This is a genomic window from Halospina denitrificans, from assembly GCF_004364635.1.
Taxonomy (GTDB): domain Bacteria; phylum Pseudomonadota; class Gammaproteobacteria; order Pseudomonadales; family Oleiphilaceae; genus Halospina; species Halospina denitrificans.
The window spans coordinates 302663-324618 of sequence record NZ_SOAX01000003.1; the positions used below are offsets into that span (position 1 = coordinate 302663).

General features: G+C 60.8%; 16 protein-coding genes, 1 tRNA gene and 1 other RNA gene. 3 read left to right on the forward strand and 15 right to left on the reverse strand.

Annotated features, from left to right (window positions below):
* Positions 1-9: 9 nt before the first annotated feature.
* The gene (locus DES49_RS08320; protein WP_133736151.1) at positions 10-1500 is read left to right on the forward strand and encodes an inactive transglutaminase family protein; all 1491 of its coding nucleotides are present in this window, start codon (positions 10-12) and stop codon (positions 1498-1500) included.
* The gene (locus DES49_RS08325) at positions 1500-2462 is read left to right on the forward strand and encodes an alpha-L-glutamate ligase-like protein (RefSeq protein ID WP_133736152.1); all 963 of its coding nucleotides are present in this window, start codon (positions 1500-1502) and stop codon (positions 2460-2462) included. Before DES49_RS08320 ends, DES49_RS08325 begins: the two co-directional genes overlap by 1 nt.
* Here the strand turns inward: DES49_RS08325 and mgtE are convergent.
* The 6 genes from mgtE to DES49_RS08355 all read right to left on the reverse strand — a co-directional run bounded on the left by mgtE (position 2452) and on the right by DES49_RS08355 (position 6585).
* Positions 2452-3744: a magnesium transporter gene (gene mgtE / locus DES49_RS08330; protein WP_133735945.1), complete on the reverse strand. Its 1293-nt coding sequence runs from the start codon at positions 3742-3744 to the stop codon at positions 2452-2454. The genes DES49_RS08325 and mgtE overlap by 11 nt on opposite strands.
* Positions 3741-4565, reverse strand: a complete 825-nt coding sequence (locus DES49_RS08335; protein WP_166646038.1) for a magnesium transporter MgtE N-terminal domain-containing protein — start codon at positions 4563-4565, stop codon at positions 3741-3743. Before DES49_RS08335 ends, mgtE begins: the two co-directional genes overlap by 4 nt.
* A gap of 4 nt (positions 4566-4569) precedes the next feature.
* The gene (locus DES49_RS08340) at positions 4570-5334 is read right to left on the reverse strand and encodes a mechanosensitive ion channel family protein (RefSeq protein ID WP_133735947.1); all 765 of its coding nucleotides are present in this window, start codon (positions 5332-5334) and stop codon (positions 4570-4572) included.
* A gap of 126 nt (positions 5335-5460) precedes the next feature.
* A non-coding RNA gene (locus DES49_RS08345) (RtT sRNA) lies at positions 5461-5601 on the reverse strand.
* Positions 5602-5637: 36 nt separating this feature from the next.
* Positions 5638-5726, reverse strand: a tRNA-Ser gene (locus tag DES49_RS08350).
* A gap of 118 nt (positions 5727-5844) precedes the next feature.
* Positions 5845-6585 (reverse strand): cyclic di-GMP-binding domain-containing protein, MshE-related, encoded by a 741-nt coding sequence (locus tag DES49_RS08355; RefSeq protein ID WP_133735948.1) that lies wholly within the window; start codon positions 6583-6585, stop codon positions 5845-5847.
* A gap of 99 nt (positions 6586-6684) precedes the next feature.
* Here DES49_RS08355 and mnmC1 point away from each other — a divergent pair, with 99 nt between their 5' ends.
* Positions 6685-7800, forward strand: a complete 1116-nt coding sequence (gene mnmC1, locus DES49_RS08360) for an FAD-dependent 5-carboxymethylaminomethyl-2-thiouridine(34) oxidoreductase MnmC1 (protein WP_133735949.1) — start codon at positions 6685-6687, stop codon at positions 7798-7800.
* Positions 7801-7842: 42 nt separating this feature from the next.
* On the opposite strand, the gene DES49_RS08365 is transcribed toward mnmC1, so the two are convergent.
* The 9 genes from DES49_RS08365 to DES49_RS08405 form a co-directional block, all read right to left on the reverse strand.
* Positions 7843-10560, reverse strand: coding sequence for a hypothetical protein (locus DES49_RS08365; RefSeq protein WP_133735950.1), 2718 nt, complete (start codon positions 10558-10560; stop codon positions 7843-7845).
* Positions 10561-10718: 158 nt separating this feature from the next.
* On the reverse strand, positions 10719-12740 hold the full coding sequence (gene ligA, locus DES49_RS08370) for an NAD-dependent DNA ligase LigA (RefSeq protein ID WP_133735951.1): 2022 nt from the start codon (positions 12738-12740) through the stop codon (positions 10719-10721).
* 14 nt (positions 12741-12754) lie between these two features.
* Entirely contained in the window at positions 12755-13840 is a 1086-nt protein-coding gene (zipA, locus tag DES49_RS08375; RefSeq protein WP_133735952.1) for a cell division protein ZipA, read from the reverse strand.
* A 115-nt stretch (positions 13841-13955) separates the two neighbouring features.
* Positions 13956-17450, reverse strand: coding sequence for a chromosome segregation protein SMC (gene smc / locus DES49_RS08380; RefSeq protein WP_133735953.1), 3495 nt, complete (start codon positions 17448-17450; stop codon positions 13956-13958).
* 16 nt (positions 17451-17466) lie between these two features.
* Positions 17467-18156 (reverse strand): GntR family transcriptional regulator, encoded by a 690-nt coding sequence (locus DES49_RS08385; RefSeq protein WP_133735954.1) that lies wholly within the window; start codon positions 18154-18156, stop codon positions 17467-17469.
* 167 nt (positions 18157-18323) lie between these two features.
* Positions 18324-19202, reverse strand: coding sequence for a 23S rRNA pseudouridine(2605) synthase RluB (gene rluB, locus DES49_RS08390; RefSeq protein WP_133735955.1), 879 nt, complete (start codon positions 19200-19202; stop codon positions 18324-18326).
* Positions 19199-19831, reverse strand: coding sequence for an SMC-Scp complex subunit ScpB (gene scpB / locus DES49_RS08395; RefSeq protein WP_133735956.1), 633 nt, complete (start codon positions 19829-19831; stop codon positions 19199-19201). The genes rluB and scpB overlap by 4 nt, the downstream gene beginning before the upstream one ends.
* A gap of 28 nt (positions 19832-19859) precedes the next feature.
* The gene (locus DES49_RS08400) at positions 19860-20675 is read right to left on the reverse strand and encodes a segregation and condensation protein A (protein WP_133735957.1); all 816 of its coding nucleotides are present in this window, start codon (positions 20673-20675) and stop codon (positions 19860-19862) included.
* A complete protein-coding gene (locus DES49_RS08405; RefSeq protein WP_133735958.1) occupies positions 20672-21889 on the reverse strand; it encodes a tryptophan--tRNA ligase in 1218 nt (405 codons plus the stop codon). The genes DES49_RS08400 and DES49_RS08405 overlap by 4 nt, the downstream gene beginning before the upstream one ends.
* Between the last annotated feature and the right edge of the window lie 67 nt (positions 21890-21956).

A 21956-nucleotide genomic window follows, 5' to 3' on the forward strand; every position in this document is an offset into this window, starting at 1 on the left:
TACAGCTTTATGGCCCTCTTGATTATTGTCGGGCTCAGTCTGCTATGGCTGCGCTATGAACAGCTGGGTATCCCGTTGATGCCGGAAAAGCAGGTGCGGGTCTGGCTCGTCGAAGCCAGGATCGATTTCAATGCAACAGGGGATGAAACGCTGGTCAACCTTAGCCTCCCCGAGAACCCTCCGGGGTTCCAGCTGCTGTCCGAACAGGCTGCCTCGCCGGGCTACGGTTTTTCCAGGATCTCTTCGCCCGAAGGGCGCCGGGGGGAATGGTCAAAACGGGAAGCGGAAGGCCTCCAGAACCTCTACTACAAGGCTCAGTTCGCCCCCACCAAGGAACGGGATTCACGCCAGCCTGCCGCGGCAGAGTTGCCGGAACCCCAGCAGATTCTGTGGGAGGAACCCGAAGCCACGGCAGCGTCCGACCTGCTGTCCGCGGCATTTCAAAGCTCAAGCACCGAGGCCAGCCTGACCCGGGAGTTGATCAAGACCATCAACAAGGGCGAAGGGGACCAGAATGCCTCTCTGCTGCTGGACGACATGAGCCCGGAACAGCTGCTCGTCCGATTGCTCAATCAGGCGGATGTGCCGGCACGGCTCGCCATGGGGCTCGAGCTTGAGGACGCACGCCGCAACCAGTCCCTGACGCCATTGGTGGACGTTTTCGTGGATGGCCAGTGGCAGATCTTTGATATGGGGCCGGAAGGCGGTAACGGGGTTCCCGAGGATGTGCTCGTCTGGCACCGTTCCGACGGTCCCGTTCTGGAGGTGATGGGCGGCGTGAACTCGCAGGTCCGTTTCTCCATGATCCGCCAGACGGTGCCGGCACTGGGGCTCGCGCAAGGCCAGTCGGGCGGCCGGGGACTCAGTCGTTTCAGCCTCTACCAGCTCCCCATTGAGGAGCAGGGGATGCTCAAGCTTCTCCTGCTGCTTCCAATCGGGGCCCTGGTGGTTGCCTTTATGAGGATTATTGTCGGCATCCAGACATCGGGCACCTTCATGCCCGTTTTGATCGCCCTCGCCTTTATACAGACCACCCTGGTGCCCGGGCTTATTGCCTTCCTGACCATTGTTGGCCTGGGGCTTGTGCTGCGTGGTTACCTCTCACGGCTCAACCTCCTTCTGGTGGCGCGGATCGCCACCCTGATTGTGCTGGTGGTCCTTCTGACCGCGCTTCTCAGCGTATTCGGCCACGAGCTCGGTATCGACCTGGGCATGACCATCACCTTCTTCCCCATGATCATTATCGCCTGGACGATTGAGCGCATGTCCATTCTCTGGGAGGAGGAAGGTGCCTGGGAGGTACTGATTCAGGGCGGTGGCAGCCTTGTCGTCGCCATCATTGCCTATGCGGCCATGCAGCTGCCCCTGGTTACGCACCTGACGTTCAACTTCCCGGAGGTGCACCTGATCATCCTGGCCCTCATCCTCCTGACCGGCCAGTACACGGGCTACAAGGTATCCGAACTCTACCGTTTCCGGGTAATGGCGGACGACCGATGATGCTCATCAGGCCTTCCGAGCTCAAACGCCGGGGAATCCTCGGCATGAACCGGCGCAACCTTGATTACATCGGGCGCCACAACGCCCGGCATCTCTTCCCGCTGGTCGATAACAAGATCAAGACCAAGCGCCTTGCCCGAGAGTACGGAGTGCCCACCCCCACGCTTCGCCATGTCATTGATACACAGCATTCCATAAGGGATCTGGGTGAACAGCTCAGGGGGCTCGACGGCTTTGCGATCAAGCCCGCCAAGGGTGCAGGCGGCAAGGGAATCATGGTCATTCGAAAGGTAACGGACGGCCTGTTCGTCAAGGGATCGGGCCAGACCATCGACCTGGAGGGTCTGAAGCGCCATTGCTCCAACATCCTGGCTGGGCTCCATTCCCTGGCGGGCAGCCCGGATTCGGTGATAATCGAAGACCTGATCGACCCTGACCCCTACTTCAGGGACCTGTCCGTCGAGGGGGTTCCGGATATCCGCGTCATCATTTTCCGGGGCATCCCGGTCATGGCCATGCTCCGGCTCTCAACCCATGCCAGCGACGGCAAAGCGAACCTGCACCAGGGCGCGATCGGTGTCGGCCTGGACCTTGCGACGGGGCACTGCGTCCACGCGGTCCAGTACTCCAACCGCGTGCTCACCCATCCGGATACGGGCGTCACCCTTGACCGCATTGCGATTCCCGACTGGGAAAACCTGCTGACACTGGCGGCAAGCTGCCATGATCTTGCGGGGCTGGGTTATCTGGGAGCGGATCTGGTTGTTGACCAGACCAGGGGGCCCCTCCTCCTGGAACTCAACGCACGCCCGGGCCTGGCCATTCAGGTCGCCAATGGTGAAGGCCTGCTGCCGCGATTGCAGCGTGTTGAGAACCTCGAGCGTGTCTCTCCGGATGCAGCCGAGCGTGCTGGCTTTGCGATGACGCATTTTGCCCGCCAGCCAGCCCGGCCTACAGCATAAAGGCGAGTATCGTCGCTGTACCCAGGAACGAGAAGAAACCGGCCACGTCGGTAACCGTCGTGAGGATAATTGACGACGCCGTTGCCGGGTCCTGCCCCAGACGGGTAAGCACAATGGGCACCAGTGACCCCGAAATACCCGCGGCCAGCATGGACATGACCATGGCCACGGCAATCACCAGGGCAAGGCCGAAACTGGCACTCCAGAGGTAAACCGCGATACCGCAGGTTATGGCGAGCGCCACACCGTTGAAGAGTCCGACCATAACCTCCTTGCCCAGAACCAGGCGCCACTGGCGAATACCAATCTCCCTGAGCGCCAACCCGCGCATGGTGACGGCCAACGCCTGGGCACCGGCATTGCCGGACTGCCCTGCCACTACGGGTAGCAGTACCGCCAGCGCCGTGAATTGGGCGATAAGGCCTTCGAAAAGGCCAACAACCGATGCCGCCAGAAAGGCGGTAAGCAGGTTGATGTGCAACCAGGGAAGACGGCGCTTTATGGCGAACCCCGGCAACGAGAGGGCCCTCTCTTCCGGGCTGACACCAACCATCTTCTGGAGGTCGGCCGTGGCAACATCCTCGATGGCGTGGAACAGGCTCCGGTAACGCACCACACCAACCAGATGGCCCTCCAGGTCGACGACCGGCACCGAATCCAGGCGCGAGCGCTCAAGGAGCTCCACAAGCTCCTCACGATCGGTTTCAGTGGTTACCGCCTCATCAACGCGCTGAACGTGGTCCGCCAGAGACTCTTCCCCGCTTGCCAGAGCCAGGTCCTGGATATCGACACGACCTTCGAGGCGACGCTCAGTGCTGACCACGAATACCGAGCGCGCGCCCCTGAGGGGAGATTGCTGGAGCCGTTTCAGGGCCTGACCAACGGTCAGTTCCGCCTGGACAGCAAGATAGGACCGGTCCATCAGTCGGCCCGCGGAATTCTCCCGAAACGCCATCAGGCGCCTCAGATCCTCCCGGCTGACGGATCGCAACCCCTCCAGCAATTGTTCGCGCCGACTGTCGTCCAGCTGTGCCAGTAGTGTTACCGCAAGCCGTGGCGCGGCCCGCTCCAGAATCTCGAGCTGCGCTTCCCGGGGAAGCACCTCAAAAACCTCGATCGCCTTGGGCGGGCTCAGGTACTCCATGGCGATACCCAGGGCCCTGGGGTCGAGCGAGCCAACAACCGGCTCAAGCTCAGGATCCGGAATGGTTTCGAGCTGTTCAGCGGCATCAACAGGATGACGCCTCAGATATTCGTTTTCCACGCCGTGACTGACGTTCATCGTTTTCTCCCCTGTAAACCAAAGAGGTCATCAAGGCAGATTCCCAAAATGCGGAAATACTGTCTGGCAAGATCGTTGACCCCTTCGGCAACCCCATGATTCGCGGGTTGTGTCCCCTGCAGGGCAGCCATCAATCGCTGACGCGTCAATTCCCCCAGAAAACGCCCCCCATGGTCAGTCACCGCAAGCCTGGGGTGACGCAGCCACTCCGGGAAATCCCGCGCATCCCTCAGCGTCGTATCCGCCTGCAGAGCGCGCGTCTGCGTCAGGAGCCGCCTCAGCGGAACCTGACCTGAGGATGCGACGAGTGCGGAGCGCAGATCGAGCAGCCCCAGATAGGCGTCGTCTTCCCCAACCAGCCAGACCACTTCCTTGCCTCTGTGATCGTCGCTTCGCAGGATTGCAACAGCTTCTTCCAGCTGAATGTCAGCATTCAGGCGCGTAGCGGTGGGGTCCACCAGCGCGCCCACCGTCGAGCGTGGATAGACCAGGAGACGCTCAAGGGTACGTCGCTTTCTGCGGCTGGAAATCCTGCCAAGAATCCGTGGCCGGCGCGCCTCTTCAAGGTGCAGCAGTAACGACAGCGCATGGTCCGGCGTCGCTGCATCCAGCCAAAGCGCCAGCTGATCATCACTCTCTCCCGCCAGGGTGCGCAGAAGATGCCCCTGAGGTAGCCGCGCCACCACGGCCACGGCCGTTTCCGGTGGAAGTCCATCAAGGGCGTCCGACACAGCCTCCTGCCCCTGGGTTGCCAGATAGTGGGCAAGCCCGGACGGTTGCTCCCGGGCGTAGGCAAGCTTGAGTGGATGGACAGCACCCATATCCCTACTCCCCGGCCGGTTTCTGGGACACCTGGACCACCCGACCATTGGCAAGGCGTGATGCCGGAATGGAGACGATGCCCTCGTCAGTGGTCAGCGTGAGGCCGGTTCGGTAAATCTCGACAATGACCCCCTCATCCCCGTCAATACGCAACCGATCCCCGGTGGCATACCGCGACAGTTCGGATTGCGCCATCAGGTTGGCCACGTGCTGGCGGGCACCAAGCGCGAACGCCAGGGACAGGGCGCCCAGAAGGGCTGCCAGTACAATCAGCGCCAGTTGGGTCACAAAGGAGATGTCGATCCCCATCTGCTGCAATCCGGTTATCACCGCAACCGCGATAATCCCGACATGTACGAGGCGTGGCAACAGCGCATTACCGTCGCCGCCGGTCATTACCCCGGCGGTCAGGTTACGAAGCAGGGCACCGACCACATTACCGACGCCGATAATGAACAGGCCGACCAGGAAGCGCGGCACATAGGCAAGAACAGCGTCCAGCCAGGCGGTGAGTTCAGCGATATCCAGCAGTCGTACGGCAACCACCGCTGCCATGACCAGCACGGCCGCAAAAACCAGTAACGAAAAGCCCTGCTGGAACACGGGGGAAACAAGGTGGCGATGCCGCGTTCCATATCGACTGACCAGCCGGTCAGACAGCGAAAGAGCGCGGCGCACCAGCACCTGGGCCAGCTTGCCCAGAAGGACACCAACCACGAGAACAAGTACCGCTGCAATTTCCGGATAGGCCTGTATCAGATCGCGCAAGGGGCTCCTCCCTGTCCTCTCGGGACGCTTCAGTTTCAGTTATTCAGTCAAGGCTGTATACGGAAGGTAGCATGAGAAGAGTTCAGGGAATAAAAAAACCCGGCATGGGCCGGGTTCTCTTATGTATGGCGGAGAGGGAGGGATGATTCGGCGCTTCGCGCCTCACCCCTTCGGGGCCGCCTTCACTGCGTTCAGGCGTTCCTCAGCACGCGGAGCGTGCTTCGGTCGAACCCGCGAGGTTTCTCACCCTGCCCTCTGGGCCATATATAAAAAAACCCGGCATGAGCCGGGTTCTTTTATGTATGGCGGAGAGGGAGGGATTCGAACCCTCGGTACGCAGTACGTACACGCGCTTTCCAGGCGCGCTCCTTCGGCCGCTCGGACACCTCTCCTGAAAACGGGCATCGCTGCGGTCTCGATGATGGGCGCAGACTTTACTTAACTCGGCACGTGAACGCAATACTCATTTGGCCCCAATGGATAATACGGGGCGGGCGAACGTCTGGCGCCTTACCGGTGGGCGCGAATCGTCAGTTGCGAATCAGCGGAAAAGCGCAGGTTGCTGACACGAATTGACCCCATCGAGGCGGAAGCAGGACTTCCTTCCACCCGGATATGGTCCATCCGGATTTCCTCAATACGCTGAGGCATGTTGAGACTCAGGGCCCCGTTATCCATGATCCGGTACCCTGGGCCCTGATCACCAAATTCCACGCCTGAAACGGTTACATCGGTGTCCAGAAAGTTGAGAACCGGAATAAAGGTCTTTGCGGTGATCTCCAGCGCATCAAGCGCCTGGTCCTCGGCACCCTGATCCGAATCAGGCGCGCCCTGAATGGCATCAGCCAGGGTTGCGAGGTCATCACTGCCCTGCCCTGAAACCTGCCCCATCTCAGCCTCAGAGAGGGCTCTCATGCCGGTGCTCAGGGACTGCTGTTGACCAGCGGCGGGCACGGCCACCGTTGGCAGGGCAGGAACAGGCGATGCAAGCGCTGCAACCGGCTGAAGTGGCGCAACAACCATGGCCGTGACGGCGACCCTATAACGATAGCGGTTCTGGTGCTTGAGCGTGCGATCCAGCTCACGCTGAGTGATCCAACCCGCCCGGGTGAGCACTTCCCCGAGACGCATACCGCTTTCGCGCTGCTCGCCCAGCGCCTGCGTCAACTGCTCATCGGTGATATAACCCCGGTTGACGAGTAATCGACCAAGACGGCTTTTCTCGAGCTGTTGCTTATTCGGTGTCACCATGGTGGGCAATGTTCCGCTGTTTAATGTCAGCTCCAATAGTGGGTCCGGCAGCACCCCATGTACAGAAATTAACCTTTATGAAAAGTTACGGAATGTGAAATGGTTCAAAGACAGGAAGCGAGTTATCCGTTACAGGTCGTGGTCATCGGAGCCGGCATCGCCGGTACCCTGGCTGCGAGGGCTCTCGCAGAACGCAGCATGGATGTGGCGGTAATTGAGCCCGACCTGCCGCGGGAAGGTCAGGATCCGGCACGCCGGGGCGCGCTCTACGTGAAACCTGCCGTCGAGTATTCTCCGGAAACGCGCTTTGCCCACCAGGCTTTTCTCCACGCAGCGGAATATTATTCGTGGTTACAGTCGCAACATCCCGGCTCAGGGTTCTGGTATCAGACCGGAACGCTCCAGGTTGCCTGGAACGAACGCGAGGCGGAACGCCAGGAGAAACTCATTGCGCGGAACGACTACAGTCCGGATTTCCTGCAACCGGTCTCAAGGGATACCGCCAGTCAGCTGGCAGGAATCGACGTGCCTGGTGGTGGGCTCTGGTTTCCGCGGGGCGGGCACCTGTTTCATTCGGGAATGCGACGCGCCGCCCTGGATCATCCCAGAATCCGCACCGTCCAGGCAAAGGTCACCGGTCGGCCTGTCAAATCCCAGACAACCGGTAACTGGCAGGTCCCAATCGATACCGACGCCGCCCTGGAGACCCGGCACATCGTGGTTGCCGCTGGGGCGTCAACAGCCGACTGGTTCCCGCAATTGCCCCTGGGGCGTATCCGGGGCCAGATTACCCGAATCAATGCCGTGGAACCCGCCCTGCGGGCGACCATATCGGGCGCAGGCTATGCACTACCACCGCTGGACGGTGCCCAGTCCATCGGGGCAACTTTTGACCGGGATTGCCAGGATCCGCAGGTTCGTGATGAGAGCCATAGACTCAATCTCCAGACCCTCAATGACTGGTTCCCCACGCTTGGCAGTCGATTTCACAGCACGGATATCAAGGATGGCTGGGTGGGCTTCAGAAGTACAACGCCGGATCACATGCCCATCACAGGTGTCTGCGACGGGCTGCACCTGATCGCCGGCCTGGGCGGCAAAGGTTTGGCCTACGCACCCATCCTGGCCCAGGAAGTCGCCCATTCAATCTGTGGGCAACCGTCCATTCTTGACCCGGACCTCGGCAACCGGGTTTCACCAAAGCGGTTTCTATGACACGGCTCACGGGCTCCACACCACGATCCAGCCGATTATGCTTTAAGGCTGACTCAATTGGTTTCCGTGTAGATCATAGAGGCGAATCAGGGTCTTATCGCCACTGCGGTACGCCACAAAAATCTTGCGCTCGTCAAAGAAACTCAGGTCCAGAACCTCATCAGCGCCTTCGATGGGGATTCGCCAATCCAGGGTGATTCCCTCCGCGCTGCTGCCGTGGGTGAGCCGGCTGAGATACGGCGGCTGGGAATCCTTAGAGGCTCCCGCGATAACGGCTGTATCGCCTTCCGCAACCAGAGCATCGACAGTCGCAGGAACAGGTTCTGTCTCGCTTCCGGCAAAATTGCGCACGGCCTCGACGCTGTCGCCTCGGTTCGAGGTCACTATGAGGAACGCATTGCCTGGCTCCGCTGGCGAATTGGGGTCAATGCTGTTGGAGCCTTCCAGCTCGTACCGGACTCCGTCACCACCGAGCCATACACGGGTAGCGCCCCCATCGGCCACGGACAGGGTATCTATCTCATCCGTACCGATCTGGGCCCGATTACTGATGGAACCGTCCATCTCGACGCCCAGGAAGAAGAAGTCCTCAAGCCCTACTGCATCGTCCGCCTCTATCGTTCCCTCCGAGAACCCCACTACCGTGAAGCCCGCAAGCCCCGAGGAGAGCAGACCAACCACGTTATTGGGCAGGCTGGTGGTTTCAGACTGTTTCCAACGCAGTTCAGGCTGGGGCGCAGCACCATCCGTATTGTTGTCCAGTTGGGCGAGGCGTACCGGATCACCATCCTGGCCAGTTCCCCCGATGGACAGGTCACCCTCATTCGATATGGAAAGTCCCCTGACCACAAATGCGCCCAACCCATCGTCAGCCGTTCCATATCGCCACTGCAAATCGTCAGATCCCGGTGATCGGGATAGAGTCCCGTCATCATCCTGGATGACAGAACTGAAGAGAGCCAGTTGCCCCTGCACTGCCGCATCCTGGCCCGAACTGTAGCCAAGGCCCAGATAGCGGGTCAGCTCCGGGGAACTGCTGGTGTTTGTATCCCGGCTGCTGAAATCCAACTCAAGCCCGCCGCTAGGCGTCGGCCAGGTGTCATTGTCACTGACGAAGTTGACTACATCCTGCTTCGAATAGTCCGTTTCCCCGAGCCGGTTAATGCTACGCAGCCGTAGGTCATCGTCGTTATCGCTATTCGTCCCGGCCGCGTAAACCTCGCCGATCGCGCCGGCAACCAGGGTGTCCATGTCAAAGTCAGTGACCACATCCGTCGCCCACTCGTTGACCGTTACCTTGCTGGTTGTATCGGAAGCGATGGCTGCATAATCCCGGCCAAACTGAAATTCTTCTGAAAAGCCAATTTCGAAGGTCTCGTCCGAATCCAGTGGGTCCAGACCGCCCGCTGTCGCAGCATGGGTCTTGACCACAAATTCCGTCTCCTGCTCATCCGGTGCGAACTCAATCGTCAATGATTCACTACCCTTTTCCTCCTCAGGAGCATCGCTATCGTAGATGGTGGAGCACACATCCGAAGGGCTGGGCCAGCAAGCCTCTACATCGGCAAGAGGTTCTTCGCCCTGATCATCCACCCACTCCACTGCGGCACGCACCACCTCGCCGGTGTTATTAGTTCCGTCCAGCTCGGCGGTCACGGACCGGAATTGATCACGGCTCACTACAATCCGCTCTTCTTTGATGGAAACCGTGGGCGCATCATCCTCAATCTCTATGCTGGCCTCGGAATTGGCCCCTGAGCCATCAAGTGTTGCCAAACCCTCGGTGACCTCCACCAACTCCAGGTCAAACCGTTCGGTGCTTTCTGCCAGGTTGTCATCGTGAACCCATACAGGGATGAAACAACTGGTCTTACCGGGCTCGAACGTAAGCACACCGGTGCCGCGCTCGTCGTTTTCGTCAATAAAATCGATATAGTCCGGCGGTTCGGGAAAGGTTGTGCTGTAGCCGTAATGGTCGGAGTTCCCGTTAAGCAGGAGATCCTCGCCAAAAATCGCCTTGGTGCGGTTACCTTCCTCATACTCACAGGCGTCACAACTATCATTCACCTCCTCCCTGGGCTTGTTCTCCGACACCCGGAACCGGACAGATACGGCCTCAACCGAGGGCTGATCCAGATCAACGCGAAGGAGCGCCGGGCGTGTGATGTAGGGGCGGGATGCTGACGAGAAGGAATCGCCATCACTGCTGCGAAGATTCTCATGGCGGACGTTGATCTCCCGGGACACACTCATGTCCGGAATCTCACAGACGGCTTCGTCATCCTTGTCCACATCCGGTGTGAATGCACGACCTTCGGTAATGGGCTCGCTATCAATCGTCAGGGCATTGTGCTCTACCTCAATCTCGAACTCCCGGTCCCCCAGCAGTGAGCCGTCATTGCTGGTAATCCGGATGGACTCGTTCAGCCCCAGGTCCGCTTCCCCGTTGTCTCCTCCACTGATGCCGGGCTGCCCCCTGAGCACGATGCCGGGGCGCGCTTTGTTGGTGGTCTTTTCCAGCGAGAGCCACGAGGGATTGTTGGACAGCGAATAGTTGAGAAGTGCATCGCCGCCGGCTGCGCCGAAATTGTAGGAGTAATCCACGCCCAGGTAGGCGGTATCAGGCGGCACACCAAGGATGGTGGGATCCTCGGGCGACTTGCTGGTATCACCGCAACCTGTGGACAGCAGTATCAACACCGCAAGGATCAGCCCACGACGCGCTCCGGGGCTGGACAGGATGGCTTTAGGCAGACTCACGGATAACACTCTCCCGGGCCGGGTTCCTTTCCCGGTCCTCTGTGTTGTTGGGCTCAATACAGAGACTTAGGAACGATCATCATGGTAGGCGATTGGCGAGCTGTTCGATCTGCACTGGTTCTCAGATTGGGGGCCGGAGTGCCCATTTTGTGACACAGTCAGCCAGCGGCAAGCTGCTCCAGAAACTCGGCTTCGCTCAGGACGGGCACACCCAGGTCGCGGGCCTTGTTCAGTTTCGAGCCACCCCCCTCGCCCGCAATCACATAATCCGTCCTGCTGGATACGCTGCCGGCAACCTTCGCGCCACGGGATTCGAGGGCATCCCGCGCCTCATCCCGGGAATATTCCGAGAGCGTACCGGTGAGAACAACCGTCTTGCCGGCAAAGGGGGAACTCGCCGTTTCCGGTTCCGGGGGTGGCCGATACGTCACACCGGCATCCTTGAGTCTGCGGATGATCTCGCGGTTGTGGGGTTCCGCGAAGAATCCCCGGATATGGGCGGCGACAACCGGTCCGATGTCGGCCACTTCCTGCAGACTGTCCTCGTCCGCCTCCATGAGCGATTCCAGGCTCCGGAAGTGCCTTGCCAGCGCCCTTGCCGTCGCTTCGCCGACTTCGCGTATCCCGAGTGCGTAGATCAACCGCTCAAGATCGGGCTCGCGACTCTCCGCGATGGCGTTAACAAGGTTCGCGGCGGACTTGCTACCCATGCGATCAAGCCTGACCAGGTCCTCTTCCCGCAGATGGTAGATATCGGCCACGGTCTCAATCATGCCCTCATCCACCAGGACATTGACCCACTGCTCCCCCAGCCCCTCAATGTCCAGGGCACGCCGCGAGGCATAATGGCGGATTGCCTCCTTGCGCTGGGCGGGGCAGAAAAGTCCGCCCGAGCAGCGGGCCACAACCTCGCCTTCCGGCTGATCAATCGCCGAACCACACTCGGGACACTCGGACGGCAGGCTGATCTCCCGGGTATCCGCCGGACGTTTGTCGGTAAGCACCTTCACCACCTGGGGAATGACATCACCGGCACGCCGCACCATGACCCAGTCGCCAATACGCAGCCCCAGACGTTCGATCTCATCCATGTTGTGGAGGGTGGTGTTGCTGACCGTGGCACCGCCGACGAAAACCGGATCCAGTCGGGCAACCGGCGTAATGGCGCCCGTGCGCCCAACCTGGAATTCCACATCCCTGACCCGGGTCATTACCTCATGGGCCGGGAACTTGCTGGCAATCGCCCAGCGGGGCGCCCTTGATACGAAGCCGAGCCGTTTCTGGAGGTCCAGGTCGTTCACTTTGTAGACGATGCCGTCGATTTCATACCGGAGATTCTCGCGTTTAGCCAGAAGCTCCCGGTAGTAATCGATGCACGCATCAATGCCCGTAACCAGCCGCACCTCCGGGTTGATTCTCAGCCCCCAGTCACGCAGCTTCTGGAGCTGCTCGAAGTGTTTTGCCGGGAGGCCGGTATCGTCCGGAACGGCAACGCTGTAGCAGCACATCTCCAGGGGGCGGGCCGCGGCCACATGCGGATCCTTGTTGCGCAGGCTGCCTGCGGCCGCATTGCGGGGATTGACGAAGGTCTTCTCGCCGGCCTCGGCGAGCGCCCGATTCAGACGCTCGAACCCATCAAGGGGCATATAGACCTCGCCCCTGACCTCGAAGGCATCCGGGTAGTCACTGCCCATGAGTCGAAGCGGCACGGTTTCGATGGTGCGCACGTTCGCGGTGATATCTTCTCCGGTATACCCATCCCCGCGCGTCGCAGCGCGGTAAAGAACGCCGCCACGATAGAGAAGGCTGACCGCGAGCCCGTCGAGCTTCGGCTCGCAGGCGTACTCAAGGGCATCCTCCTGGCCCAGCCGCTCCCTGACCCGCCGGTCGAAGTCCCGCAACTCGTCTTCATCAAAGGCATTTTCAAGAGACAGCATCGGGGTCTCATGGGGCGCCTCCCGGAACAGCGTGTCCGGGCTGGCCCCGACCCGTTGGGTGGGCGACTCGGGCGTTACGAGCTCCGGATGCTCGGCTTCAAGATCCTGAAGCTCGCGCATGAGGCGGTCATAGGCCTCATCGCTGACTTCGGGATCATCCAGGCTGTAGTAACGGTAATTGTGATACTCAATCTCACGGCGCAGGTTTTCGGCACGCTCAGTGAGGCTGGTGTCTGAAGTCACGGAGATGGGCCCCTTCAGGCTTTGATGGCGGATCGCCTCTTACGCTCGTATTCGCGTATGCGCTGGCGACAGTGTTCAATTGTCTGGGTTGTCATGACACTGTGGTTCTCGTCGCGCAATTCACCACCCAGATTACGTGCCAACGCCTGTGCGGTTTCCAGCATGAAATCGAACGCCTGGACCGGATCACGCGGACCGGGAAGGCTCATGAAGAAACTCACCCCCGGGGTTTCCAGGGTTTCCATCTCCTCCGGGCGCAGGGTGCCGGGCGCAACGGCACTGGCAACGCTGAACTGCACCGGGGAGCGCGTATCCGGCTCCTCGTGGCGGTGATAGATGCCAAGATCCCCGAACTCCATCCCACAGGCATCCAGAAGTTTCTGCAACGCGCGTCCCTGGTAGCGGTCCTCACCCCGGCAATGCACATTCACCACGACAACCTCCTCCGCTTCCGGACGGTTGGCACCAGCAAGTGGAGGCTCATCGGACGATGCCGGGGCGGTTGCCTGCTCGGGCTCTGTTGCAGAGGATGCCTCCTGGCCAGTCGTGGCCTCCGGGGATTCCTTTTCGGAGGGCATGGCAGCCTCGCCTACCCGTGCCGCGCCATCCCGGATCTTCTGCCACAGTTGCCCGGCATTCGTGCCGGAGGCGGCCGAGCGGGCGCCGTCATCCCCCGTCTCCGGATCAGAAGCCGTTTCAGATGCTTTATGGACACGCGCTGGCCCGAGAATACCATCGTCATCACTGGCGGTTATCGATTCCGTCTCAGCCGTTGCGCCACCGGACGACTGCCGAGGGGAAGTCGCTGTGGAGGCCTCTGTCGCATTCGCAGAAGGCGCCTCAACGTTATCAGACAGTGTCGGTTCCCGCCTGGGTTCTGACGCCGATGGCCTGTCACCACCAACGGGCCGGGCGCCGCCATTGGGCAGCTCCGAGTTGTAGTCATCGTCAATCGGCGTCTGGCCAATATCACCACTGCCCATGCCCCGGGCAATTTCCAGCGATTCCTGGCGAGCCCTGTGCATGCGCCGCAATCCATCAACGATTACGCCCAGAATCAGCAGCGCCCCGATGATAATCAGCCATTCTCTGAGACTCATAGTCCTGTTCTGTCCTCATGGGTTGAGATAGGCGCATCCCGGTGCGCCGGCCCGTATTCTTTACTTTATGCAATGACCCGGAACAAGACAATGGCCGCGGATTGCGGCTCGTTCATCAGGCGCCCGCAAGGAGGGCCGCTTCGTCCACATCCACGGACACCAGCCTGGAAACCCCGGGTTCGTGCATGGTAACCCCCATAAGCTGGTCGGAGAGCTCCATCGAGATCTTGTTATGGGTAATATAGATGAACTGAACCTGTTCGCTCATCTCCTTGACCATACGGGCATAGCGGCCAACGTTGGCGTCATCGAGAGGCGCATCCACTTCGTCGAGCATGCAGAACGGCGCCGGGTTGAGCTGGAAAATGGAGAATACCAGTGCAATGGCTGTCAGCGCCTTTTCACCGCCTGACAGCAGGTGAATGGTCGTGTTCTTTTTGCCCGGGGGACGGGCCATGATCGCAACGCCGGTTTCAAGCAGATCCTCGCCGGTCATCTCCAGGTGTGCGCTGCCACCACCGAACACTTTCGGGAACAGGGCCTGGAGTTTCTGGTTGATCGAGTCAAAGGTCTCGCGGAAACGGTGCCGTGTTTCGCGGTCGATGCGCTTCATCGCCGATTCCAGCGCCTGAAGCGCTTCCTGCAGGTCCTGATCCTGCTCATCCAGGTAGGTCTTGCGTTCACTCTGGACCCGGTATTCGTCAATCGCCGCCAGGTTGATCGCACCCAGTCGCTGTACGCGGTTCCCGATGGAGGTCAGCGCTTTCTCCCAGTCTTCCTCTGTGGCGTCCTCAGGAAGAGTATCACGGACGCTGTCCAGCGACACCTCAAGCTCATCGAGCTGTTCCAGGTACTGCTTGCCCCGCAATTCAAGAGCCTGGGCATCCATGCGTAACTGCTCCAGGCGCTCCCGGGCTTCCTGGACCTGTTGCTCTGTCCGGCTGCGACTTTCTTCACGCTCGCGCACCTGCTGGTCGATCTGTTCCAGGGCGTCCCTGGCTTCGCCAAGCTTCTCCTCTTCCTGGACCCGCCGGTCAAGGAGCCCCTCGAGCTCCAACTCCAGGTCCTGGATCGGTGCCTCCGCGTTCTCCCGGGACTCCTTGAGCACCTCGACACGCTCATCAAGGCGCTCACGCTGCACCCGCATCCGCTCAAGGGTCTGCTCCAGCCCCTCCCGCTGGTTCTTCAAAGTCTGGACCTGCAACTGCAGCTGGTGCTGATGATCACGGGCATGGCGGGCCTGCTGACGCCAGTCGTCGAGTTGCTCACGCAGCTGGTCCCGCTCCCCGAGCAGGGTTTCCTTCTGGTCGGCGTTGTCATTCATCCGGTCCATGGCTTCCTGCCAGCGCGCCCGGGCTGACTCCAGGGTCTCCCGCTCATCCCCCTCCTGGGATTCCAACTCAGCGAGATCCTCGCGAATACGGCTCGCCCGCTCCCTGACCTGCTCCATTCGGGCCCGCAGGGCACCCAGCCGGGACTCCGCGGCACTGAAGGCATCACGTGCATCGCTGAGCTCGGTGCGCGCCTCCGCCAGGCGTGTTTCGGATTCGTCGCGCGCTTCGCGGAGCCCATGCAGTTCGTCGTCAATACGGCTGACGGCTTCCTGGAGAGATCCGGATTCCGATTCGAGGGCTTCAATCCGCTTCTGGCGCTCGATCATGCCGGTATCGTCATGATGTTCCGCGGGAAGCCTTACCCAATGCCGACCAACCCAGGCGCCTTCCGGCGTTACCAGTGATTGATGATCGGCCAGCTGCTCACGCCGCGCCATGGCCTCTTCAAGCGTTGCCGCCTCATAGACGGTCGCCAGCACCGACGCAGCGCCACCGGCGTGACGGACCCGCCGCGCGAGGCTGCCAGCATCGCCGGTGACCTCAGCACGGGAATCCACCAGGGCGATACCAGCGGGTGCGCCGTCAAGACGGTCCGGACCATAGTCGCCAGGGGCGAGCGTCAGCCCCTGGGCAAAGGGCCCGAGCACGGCTTCAACGGCCTTCTCCCAGCCGGCATCCACGTCCATGGCCTGCACAACGCGGGGCCGATCTTCCCAGCCTGCCTGGCGGATCCACTCCCGGATACGCTCGTCACTGTCACCCATCTGGTCTTCAAGCAATGCCCGTTCCGAGGCCAGGCGACCGTTGATTTCCTGCAACTTCGCCCGGTTGGCATTGAGCTCAGGCTCCAGGCTCTCGATCCGGGCCCGCTGTTCCTCGAGCTGCTCCGTGAGCGATTCGACATTCTCGCGGGCGGTTTCACAGCGCATGCCCTGCTCTTCCCGCTCCGCTGCCAGGGCCTCTTCTTCGCCGGCATCCTCCTGTTCATCAAGGCCGGCACGCTCTTCCTCCAGCTTACGCCGCCGTTCCTGGAGCTTCGTGAGGGCGTCTTCACTCGCCTTGATCCGCGACTGCTCCACCTCGGCCTGCTGCCGGTCATCGGCGGAACGCTGGCTGAAATCCTCCCAGCGCTGCTGCCAGTCGCCCATCCGGGTTTCCGCTTCCGCCAGCCGTTCACTGCTCTCGGAAGCTTTCTCTTCCGCTTCTTCCAGCTGGGGCTCCAGCTCGGCCAGCTCCCCGCTGACCCGCTCGAGCTTCTCCTCGTCCTGCTCCAACTCGCGGACAATCTCGCGCCGGTTCTCGTGGGCCTGCTCCAGATCATTGGCGGTCTGGCGGGCGTTCTGGCGCTGGTTATCCAGATTCTGTTCAACCCTGGCAATCTCCGCACCCGCCTCGTAGTAGCGACCCTGGGCACGGTTGAAGCGCTCGCTGCGGTCACTGTGATCCTGGCGAAGGGTTTCAAGCGCTGTCTCAAGGGAGGTGCGTTCACTCAAGGCCTTTTCCAGAGCGGTTTCCGCCTCGCTGATGGCACTCCGGTGCGACTGCAGCGAGCCGTCGATGCTGAGCCATCGCAGTACTGCAAGCTCCGCCTGTTTCTGCCGCTCTTCCTGCTTCAAGGCCTTGTATTTCTCAGCCGACTCTGCCTGCTTTTCCAGGTGTTGAAGCTGGCGATCAAGCTCATCACGCAGGTCGGTGAGACGATCGATATTCTCAAGGGTTCGCCGCATCCGGTTTTCGGTTTCCCGGCGCCGTTCCTTGTAGCGTGAAATACCCGCCGCTTCTTCAATGTAGTGGCGCAGTTCCTCGGGCTTGGCCTCGATCAGCCGGGAAATCATGCCCTGCTCGATGATGGCGTAACTGCGCGGGCCGAGCCCTGTCCCAAGGAACAGATCGGTAATATCCCGGCGCCGGCACTTGGCCCCGTTCATGAAATAGTCGGACTGGCCTTCACGGGTCACGCGGCGCTTGACCGAGATCTCCGTGAACCGGCCGTACTCGCCGGGCGCAGTGCCGTCACTGTTGTCAAAAACCAGTTCGATGGACGCCTGCCCGACCGGCTTGCGGCTGGTCGAGCCATTGAAGATCACATCGCTCATGGCTTCGCCGCGCAGGTACTTGGCGGAGCTTTCACCCATCACCCAGCGCACGGCGTCGATCACGTTCGACTTGCCGCAGCCATTGGGACCGACAACAGCGGTCATATTGGAGGGGAACGGGACCGTGGTGGGTTCCACAAAGGACTTGAAACCGGCGAGCTTGATGGATTTCAGCCGCATGAGAGGGGCAACACCATCAGTTTGCCGTTTCGAGTGACAGGGACTCGTCTTTCTCGAGGGCATCCAGTGCCACACGGCGCTGATGCTCCCCGAAGTCCCGTATTGCCGCCGTAACCCCCTGCCGGTCATCGGCCCCCACCCGGTCACCAATCCGGGCAAAGAACTCGTCCGTTACCAGCGTTTCCTCGCGGCTGCGCTCGAGCACCAGATAATAGGTGCGACTGATCGCTGGACGGAAGTTTTCCAGGGTTTCCTCAAGGTAGGGGTTATTCACGATGGGGTAGCACTTGCGCATGATGCCCATACCGCCTTCGATAACCTCCTCGATCGAGGCGTCGGCGGCGGTAATCCGGCGGCGCAGGTCCCGGACGGCCTGGAGCAGGGGCTCAAGATCGGAATTACCCCGCTGCTCCATGAACTTGTCCGCAAGCATCAGCAGGAGCTGGATATAGATATCGTAAAGGTTGTTGACCAGATCAGGCGTGAGGGCGGACACCACGGCCCCCTTTCGGGGGAAAATCTGAATCAGGTGACGCCGCTCAAGGATAAGCAGGGCCTCGCGGACGGAACCACGACTCACATCAAGATCGCCGGCAACCTTCAACTCCTGAATACGCTCTCCCGGACGCATTGTGCCCGTAATGATCTGCTGCCCGAGGTGTTGGGCGATCTGTTCAGAGAGACTTTCCGGCGCCTGGAATCGCATAGTGTGCTACTCGTTCCCTTCTTCGAAGCCGTGGCATTCTAGCATACCGATTGGCTGTTTTGACACGACACAGCCCCACAATCCAGGTATACCGGCCCGGAACCGTGTTCATCTGATGTGAACGGGCTGATGCTACACACTGGAGCGAGGCATGGGTAAAGCATTGATCACCGACGGGAACGTCCGCCGCGCCCGGGGCGCCCTTTTTCAGCCGGTTTGGCCGGCCGTTTCTTGCGTTGCAGACGCTTCAGGCTGTGCTTCTCAGTGGGCGTGGGGGGCTGCACCGGAACGGATTCAAGCCCCACGGCCTCACTCAGGGTGTCCACATCCTTCTGACCGAGTTCCTCCCAGCGCCCGACGCTGAGCCGGCTTGGCAGAAAAACGGGACCGTGGCGAACGCGTTTCAGGCGTGAAACCTGGACCCCCTGGGATTCCCAGAGGCGCCTGACCTCGCGATTACGACCTTCCATGATGGCCACGTAATACCAGTGGTTATGGCCACTGCCTCCCCAGTAGACGACATCGCTGAAACGGGCCATGCCATCATCGAGCTCCACGCCCTCGCGCAGGCGCTCGATCATGGCGTCGTCCACCTCCCCGAAAATGCGCACCGCGTATTCCCGGTCCACCTGCCAGGAGGGGTGCATCAGCCGGTTCGCCAATTCGCCGTCCGTGGTGAACAGCAGCAGGCCGCTGGTCGTTATATCCAGCCGTCCGACCGCAATCCAGCGCTGCCCCGTCAGCGCCGGCAGGCGCTCAAAGACGGTGGGCCGGCCTTCCGGATCATGCCGGGTGGTGATCTCGCCCTCGGGTTTGTTGTACACAATGACCCGACGGGAGGGCGTCTCCACGGAACTCAGGTCAACGGTGCGGCCATCAACCTCGACTTTGTCTGCGGCGGAAACGCGGACGCCAAGTTCAGCGGGCTCGCCGTTGACGTTGACACGCCCTTCGGAAATCAGCGATTCCACGCCCCGACGCGAACCAACGCCCGCCCTTGCCAGCAGCTTCTGAAGGCGTTCTTTTCCGGATGATGTTTCACTCATTCATTGGTCTCCGGGGTCTGATCCCCTGCCTGTGTCTGTTCATCCAGTGCCAGTTCTTCCTGCAGCCGGTCTTCCACTTCACGGCTGATCGTGTCCAGGTCCCGCACGTCGGAAAGCGGCGGCAACTCATCCAGTGACTGAAGATTGAAATAATCCAGAAAGCTGCGGGTTGTTGCATACATCGCCGGTCGCCCGGGAACGTCCCGGTGACCGACAACCCGGATCCACTCCCGATCCAGAAGCGTGCGGATGATCCCGGTACTGACGGTGACGCCGCGGACCTCCTCGATGTCGCCCCGTGTGATCGGCTGACGATAGGCAATCAGGGCCAGGGTTTCAAGCAGCGCCCTCGAATAGCGCTGTGGCTTTTCTTCCCAGAGTCGTCCCACCCAGGGTGACAGCTCTTCGCGCACCTGGAAACGAAAGCCGGACGCCACCCGTTTGAGCTCGAACCCCCGCCCCTCGCAACCGGCCTCGATGCGCGACAGGACGTGTTCAATCACCGTGCTTGTCGGGCGCTCATCCTCACCAAAAACCGCCATCAGCTTTTCCACCGACAGCGGCTTGTCAGCGGCAAGAAGCGCCCCCTCGACAATCTTCTGGACCTGATCGATGCTGTCTTCATTCATGATTCACATCCATCTGCACACGTCATGTTCATTCACTTCCCCGCGCCCGGAGATGCAGCGGCGCAAGAGGCTCGCTCTGGACCACTTCCACAAGCTGCTCACGAATGAGCTCCAGCATCGCGATGAAGGTGACAACCACGCCCAGGCGCCCTTCAGACGGGTCGAAAAGCGTCTCGAAACGGCAGAACTGATCGCCGGAGAGCCCATCAAGGATTGAGGACATGCGCTCGCGCGTGGACAGCTGCTCGCGTTCAACATGATGGTGCTCGTAGAGATCCGCACGCACCAGAACCTCGCGCAGGGCCAGCAGCATCTCCCTCAGGCTGACATCCGGGTGCACTTTGCGCTCCGGCAACTCTGGCGGCTCCGCCGTGGCCACATGGAAATCCCGCTCCTGGCGCGGCATGGTGTCGATTTCCTCCGCCGCCACCTTATAGCGCTCATACTCCTGGAGACGGCGAATCAGTTCGGCCCTGGGGTCCGTCTCCTCTTCCTCGCTGTCGGTCTGGCGGGGCAGCAGCATCCTTGATTTGATCTCCGCCAGGGTTGCCGCCATCACCAGGTACTCGGCCGCCAGCTCAAAGCGCATGGCCTCCATCAGTGTGATGTACTCGATGTACTGATCCGTGATGGCACTGACATCGACATCCAGAATGTCCATGTTGTGCCGGCGGATCAGGTACAGGAGCAGATCCAGCGGCCCCTCAAAAGTATCCAGGAATACTTCCAGGGCATCCGGGGGGATGTACAGATCCTGGGGAAGGTCATGCACCGGCTCACCGGCGACCAGCGCCAGTGCCGCCTGTTGACCTTCTCCTGGTACGGCCTCCCCGGTTGTTGTCATCGCCGGTATTCCAGACCCATGACGCGCCTGACTTCCTGAAGGGTATCCCGTGCCTGAACCCGGGCGCGATCACAGCCCTCATCCATGATGGACCGAACCAGGTCCGGATTGTTTTCATACTCCCTGGCGCGGTCGCGGAAGACCTTCTGCTCCTCGATCACCTTCTCTTCAAGCGGTTTCTTGCAGTCGAGGCAACCGATGGTCGCGTTGCGGCAACCATGCTGCACCCAGTCCTGGGTATCCTGGTCCGAATAGATCGCGTGCAGCTGCCAGACCGGGCACTTATCCGGATCACCGGGATCGCTGCGCCGCACCCGGGCCGGGTCGGTCTGCATACGGCGGATTTTCTGGCTGACGGAGTCCGGCTCCTCCCTGAGGAAGATCGTGTTGTTGTACGACTTGGACATTTTCTGCCCGTCCGTACCCGGCAACCGGGCCTCCGGCGTCAACAATGACTGGGGCTCGGGAAGGATGACCTTGCCGCCGCCCTCGATGTAGCCATACAGCCGTTCGCGATCCCCAATGGAGATGTTCTGCTGCTCCTTGAGCAGCGCGCGTGCCGTATCCAGGGCTTCCTCATCGCCCTGCTCCAGGAAGCGCCGTCGCAGGTTCCGGTAGAGCTTGGCGTTCTTCTTCCCCATCTTGGCAATAGCGGCCTCTGCCTGCTCCTCAAAGCCCGGGTCACGCCCGTACAGGTGATTGAACCGCCTTGCAATCTCCCGGGTGATTTCCACATGGGAGACCTGGTCCGCGCCCACGGGCACATGGCCGGCGCGATACATCAGGATATCGGCGCTTTGCAGCAGCGGATAACCCAGGAAGCCATAGGTCGCCAGATCTTTTTCCTTGAGCTTTTCCTGCTGGTCCTTGTAGCTGGGAACCCGCTCCAGCCAGCCCAGGGGCGTCATCATTGAGAGCAGCAGATGGAGTTCGGCATGCTCCGGGACCCGGGACTGGATAAAAAGCGTTGCGGAGCCCGGATTGACCCCCGCCGCCAGCCAGTCAATGACCATATCCCAAACGTTCTCCTCAATGGAAAACGGATCGTCGTAATGGGTGGTCAGCGCGTGCCAGTCCGCGACGAAGAAAAAGCACTCGTATTCATGCTGGAGTCTGGTCCAGTTACTGAGCACACCATGATAATGGCCCAGATGGAGTCGGCCCGTAGGCCGCATTCCGGAGATAACGCGCTGTTGGGGTTCAACGGAGGTCAAACCTGTCTCCTCATTGATTCAGGGTTCAGCGCCGGATTATACGCTGGAAATCGTTCCGGGTTAATCA

What these genes read in the sequence shown, in the direction of transcription:
- mnmC1 (WP_133735949.1), top strand. Translation starts at nt 6,685, where the DNA reads ATGGTTCAAAGACAGGAAGCGAGTTATCCGTTACAGGTCGTGGTCATC.
- smc (WP_133735953.1), bottom strand. Translation starts at nt 17,450, where the DNA reads ATGCGGCTGAAATCCATCAAGCTCGCCGGTTTCAAGTCCTTTGTGGAA.
- DES49_RS08400 (WP_133735957.1), bottom strand. Translation starts at nt 20,675, where the DNA reads ATGACAACAACCGGGGAGGCCGTACCAGGAGAAGGTCAACAGGCGGCA.
- mgtE (WP_133735945.1), bottom strand. Translation starts at nt 3,744, where the DNA reads ATGAACGTCAGTCACGGCGTGGAAAACGAATATCTGAGGCGTCATCCT.
- DES49_RS08385 (WP_133735954.1), bottom strand. Translation starts at nt 18,156, where the DNA reads ATGCGATTCCAGGCGCCGGAAAGTCTCTCTGAACAGATCGCCCAACAC.
- zipA (WP_133735952.1), bottom strand. Translation starts at nt 13,840, where the DNA reads ATGAGTCTCAGAGAATGGCTGATTATCATCGGGGCGCTGCTGATTCTG.
- DES49_RS08320 (WP_133736151.1), top strand. Translation starts at nt 10, where the DNA reads ATGGCCCTCTTGATTATTGTCGGGCTCAGTCTGCTATGGCTGCGCTAT.
- DES49_RS08335 (WP_166646038.1), bottom strand. Translation starts at nt 4,565, where the DNA reads ATGGGTGCTGTCCATCCACTCAAGCTTGCCTACGCCCGGGAGCAACCG.
- DES49_RS08355 (WP_133735948.1), bottom strand. Translation starts at nt 6,585, where the DNA reads ATGGTGACACCGAATAAGCAACAGCTCGAGAAAAGCCGTCTTGGTCGA.
- scpB (WP_133735956.1), bottom strand. Translation starts at nt 19,831, where the DNA reads ATGAATGAAGACAGCATCGATCAGGTCCAGAAGATTGTCGAGGGGGCG.
- rluB (WP_133735955.1), bottom strand. Translation starts at nt 19,202, where the DNA reads ATGAGTGAAACATCATCCGGAAAAGAACGCCTTCAGAAGCTGCTGGCA.
- DES49_RS08325 (WP_133736152.1), top strand. Translation starts at nt 1,500, where the DNA reads ATGCTCATCAGGCCTTCCGAGCTCAAACGCCGGGGAATCCTCGGCATG.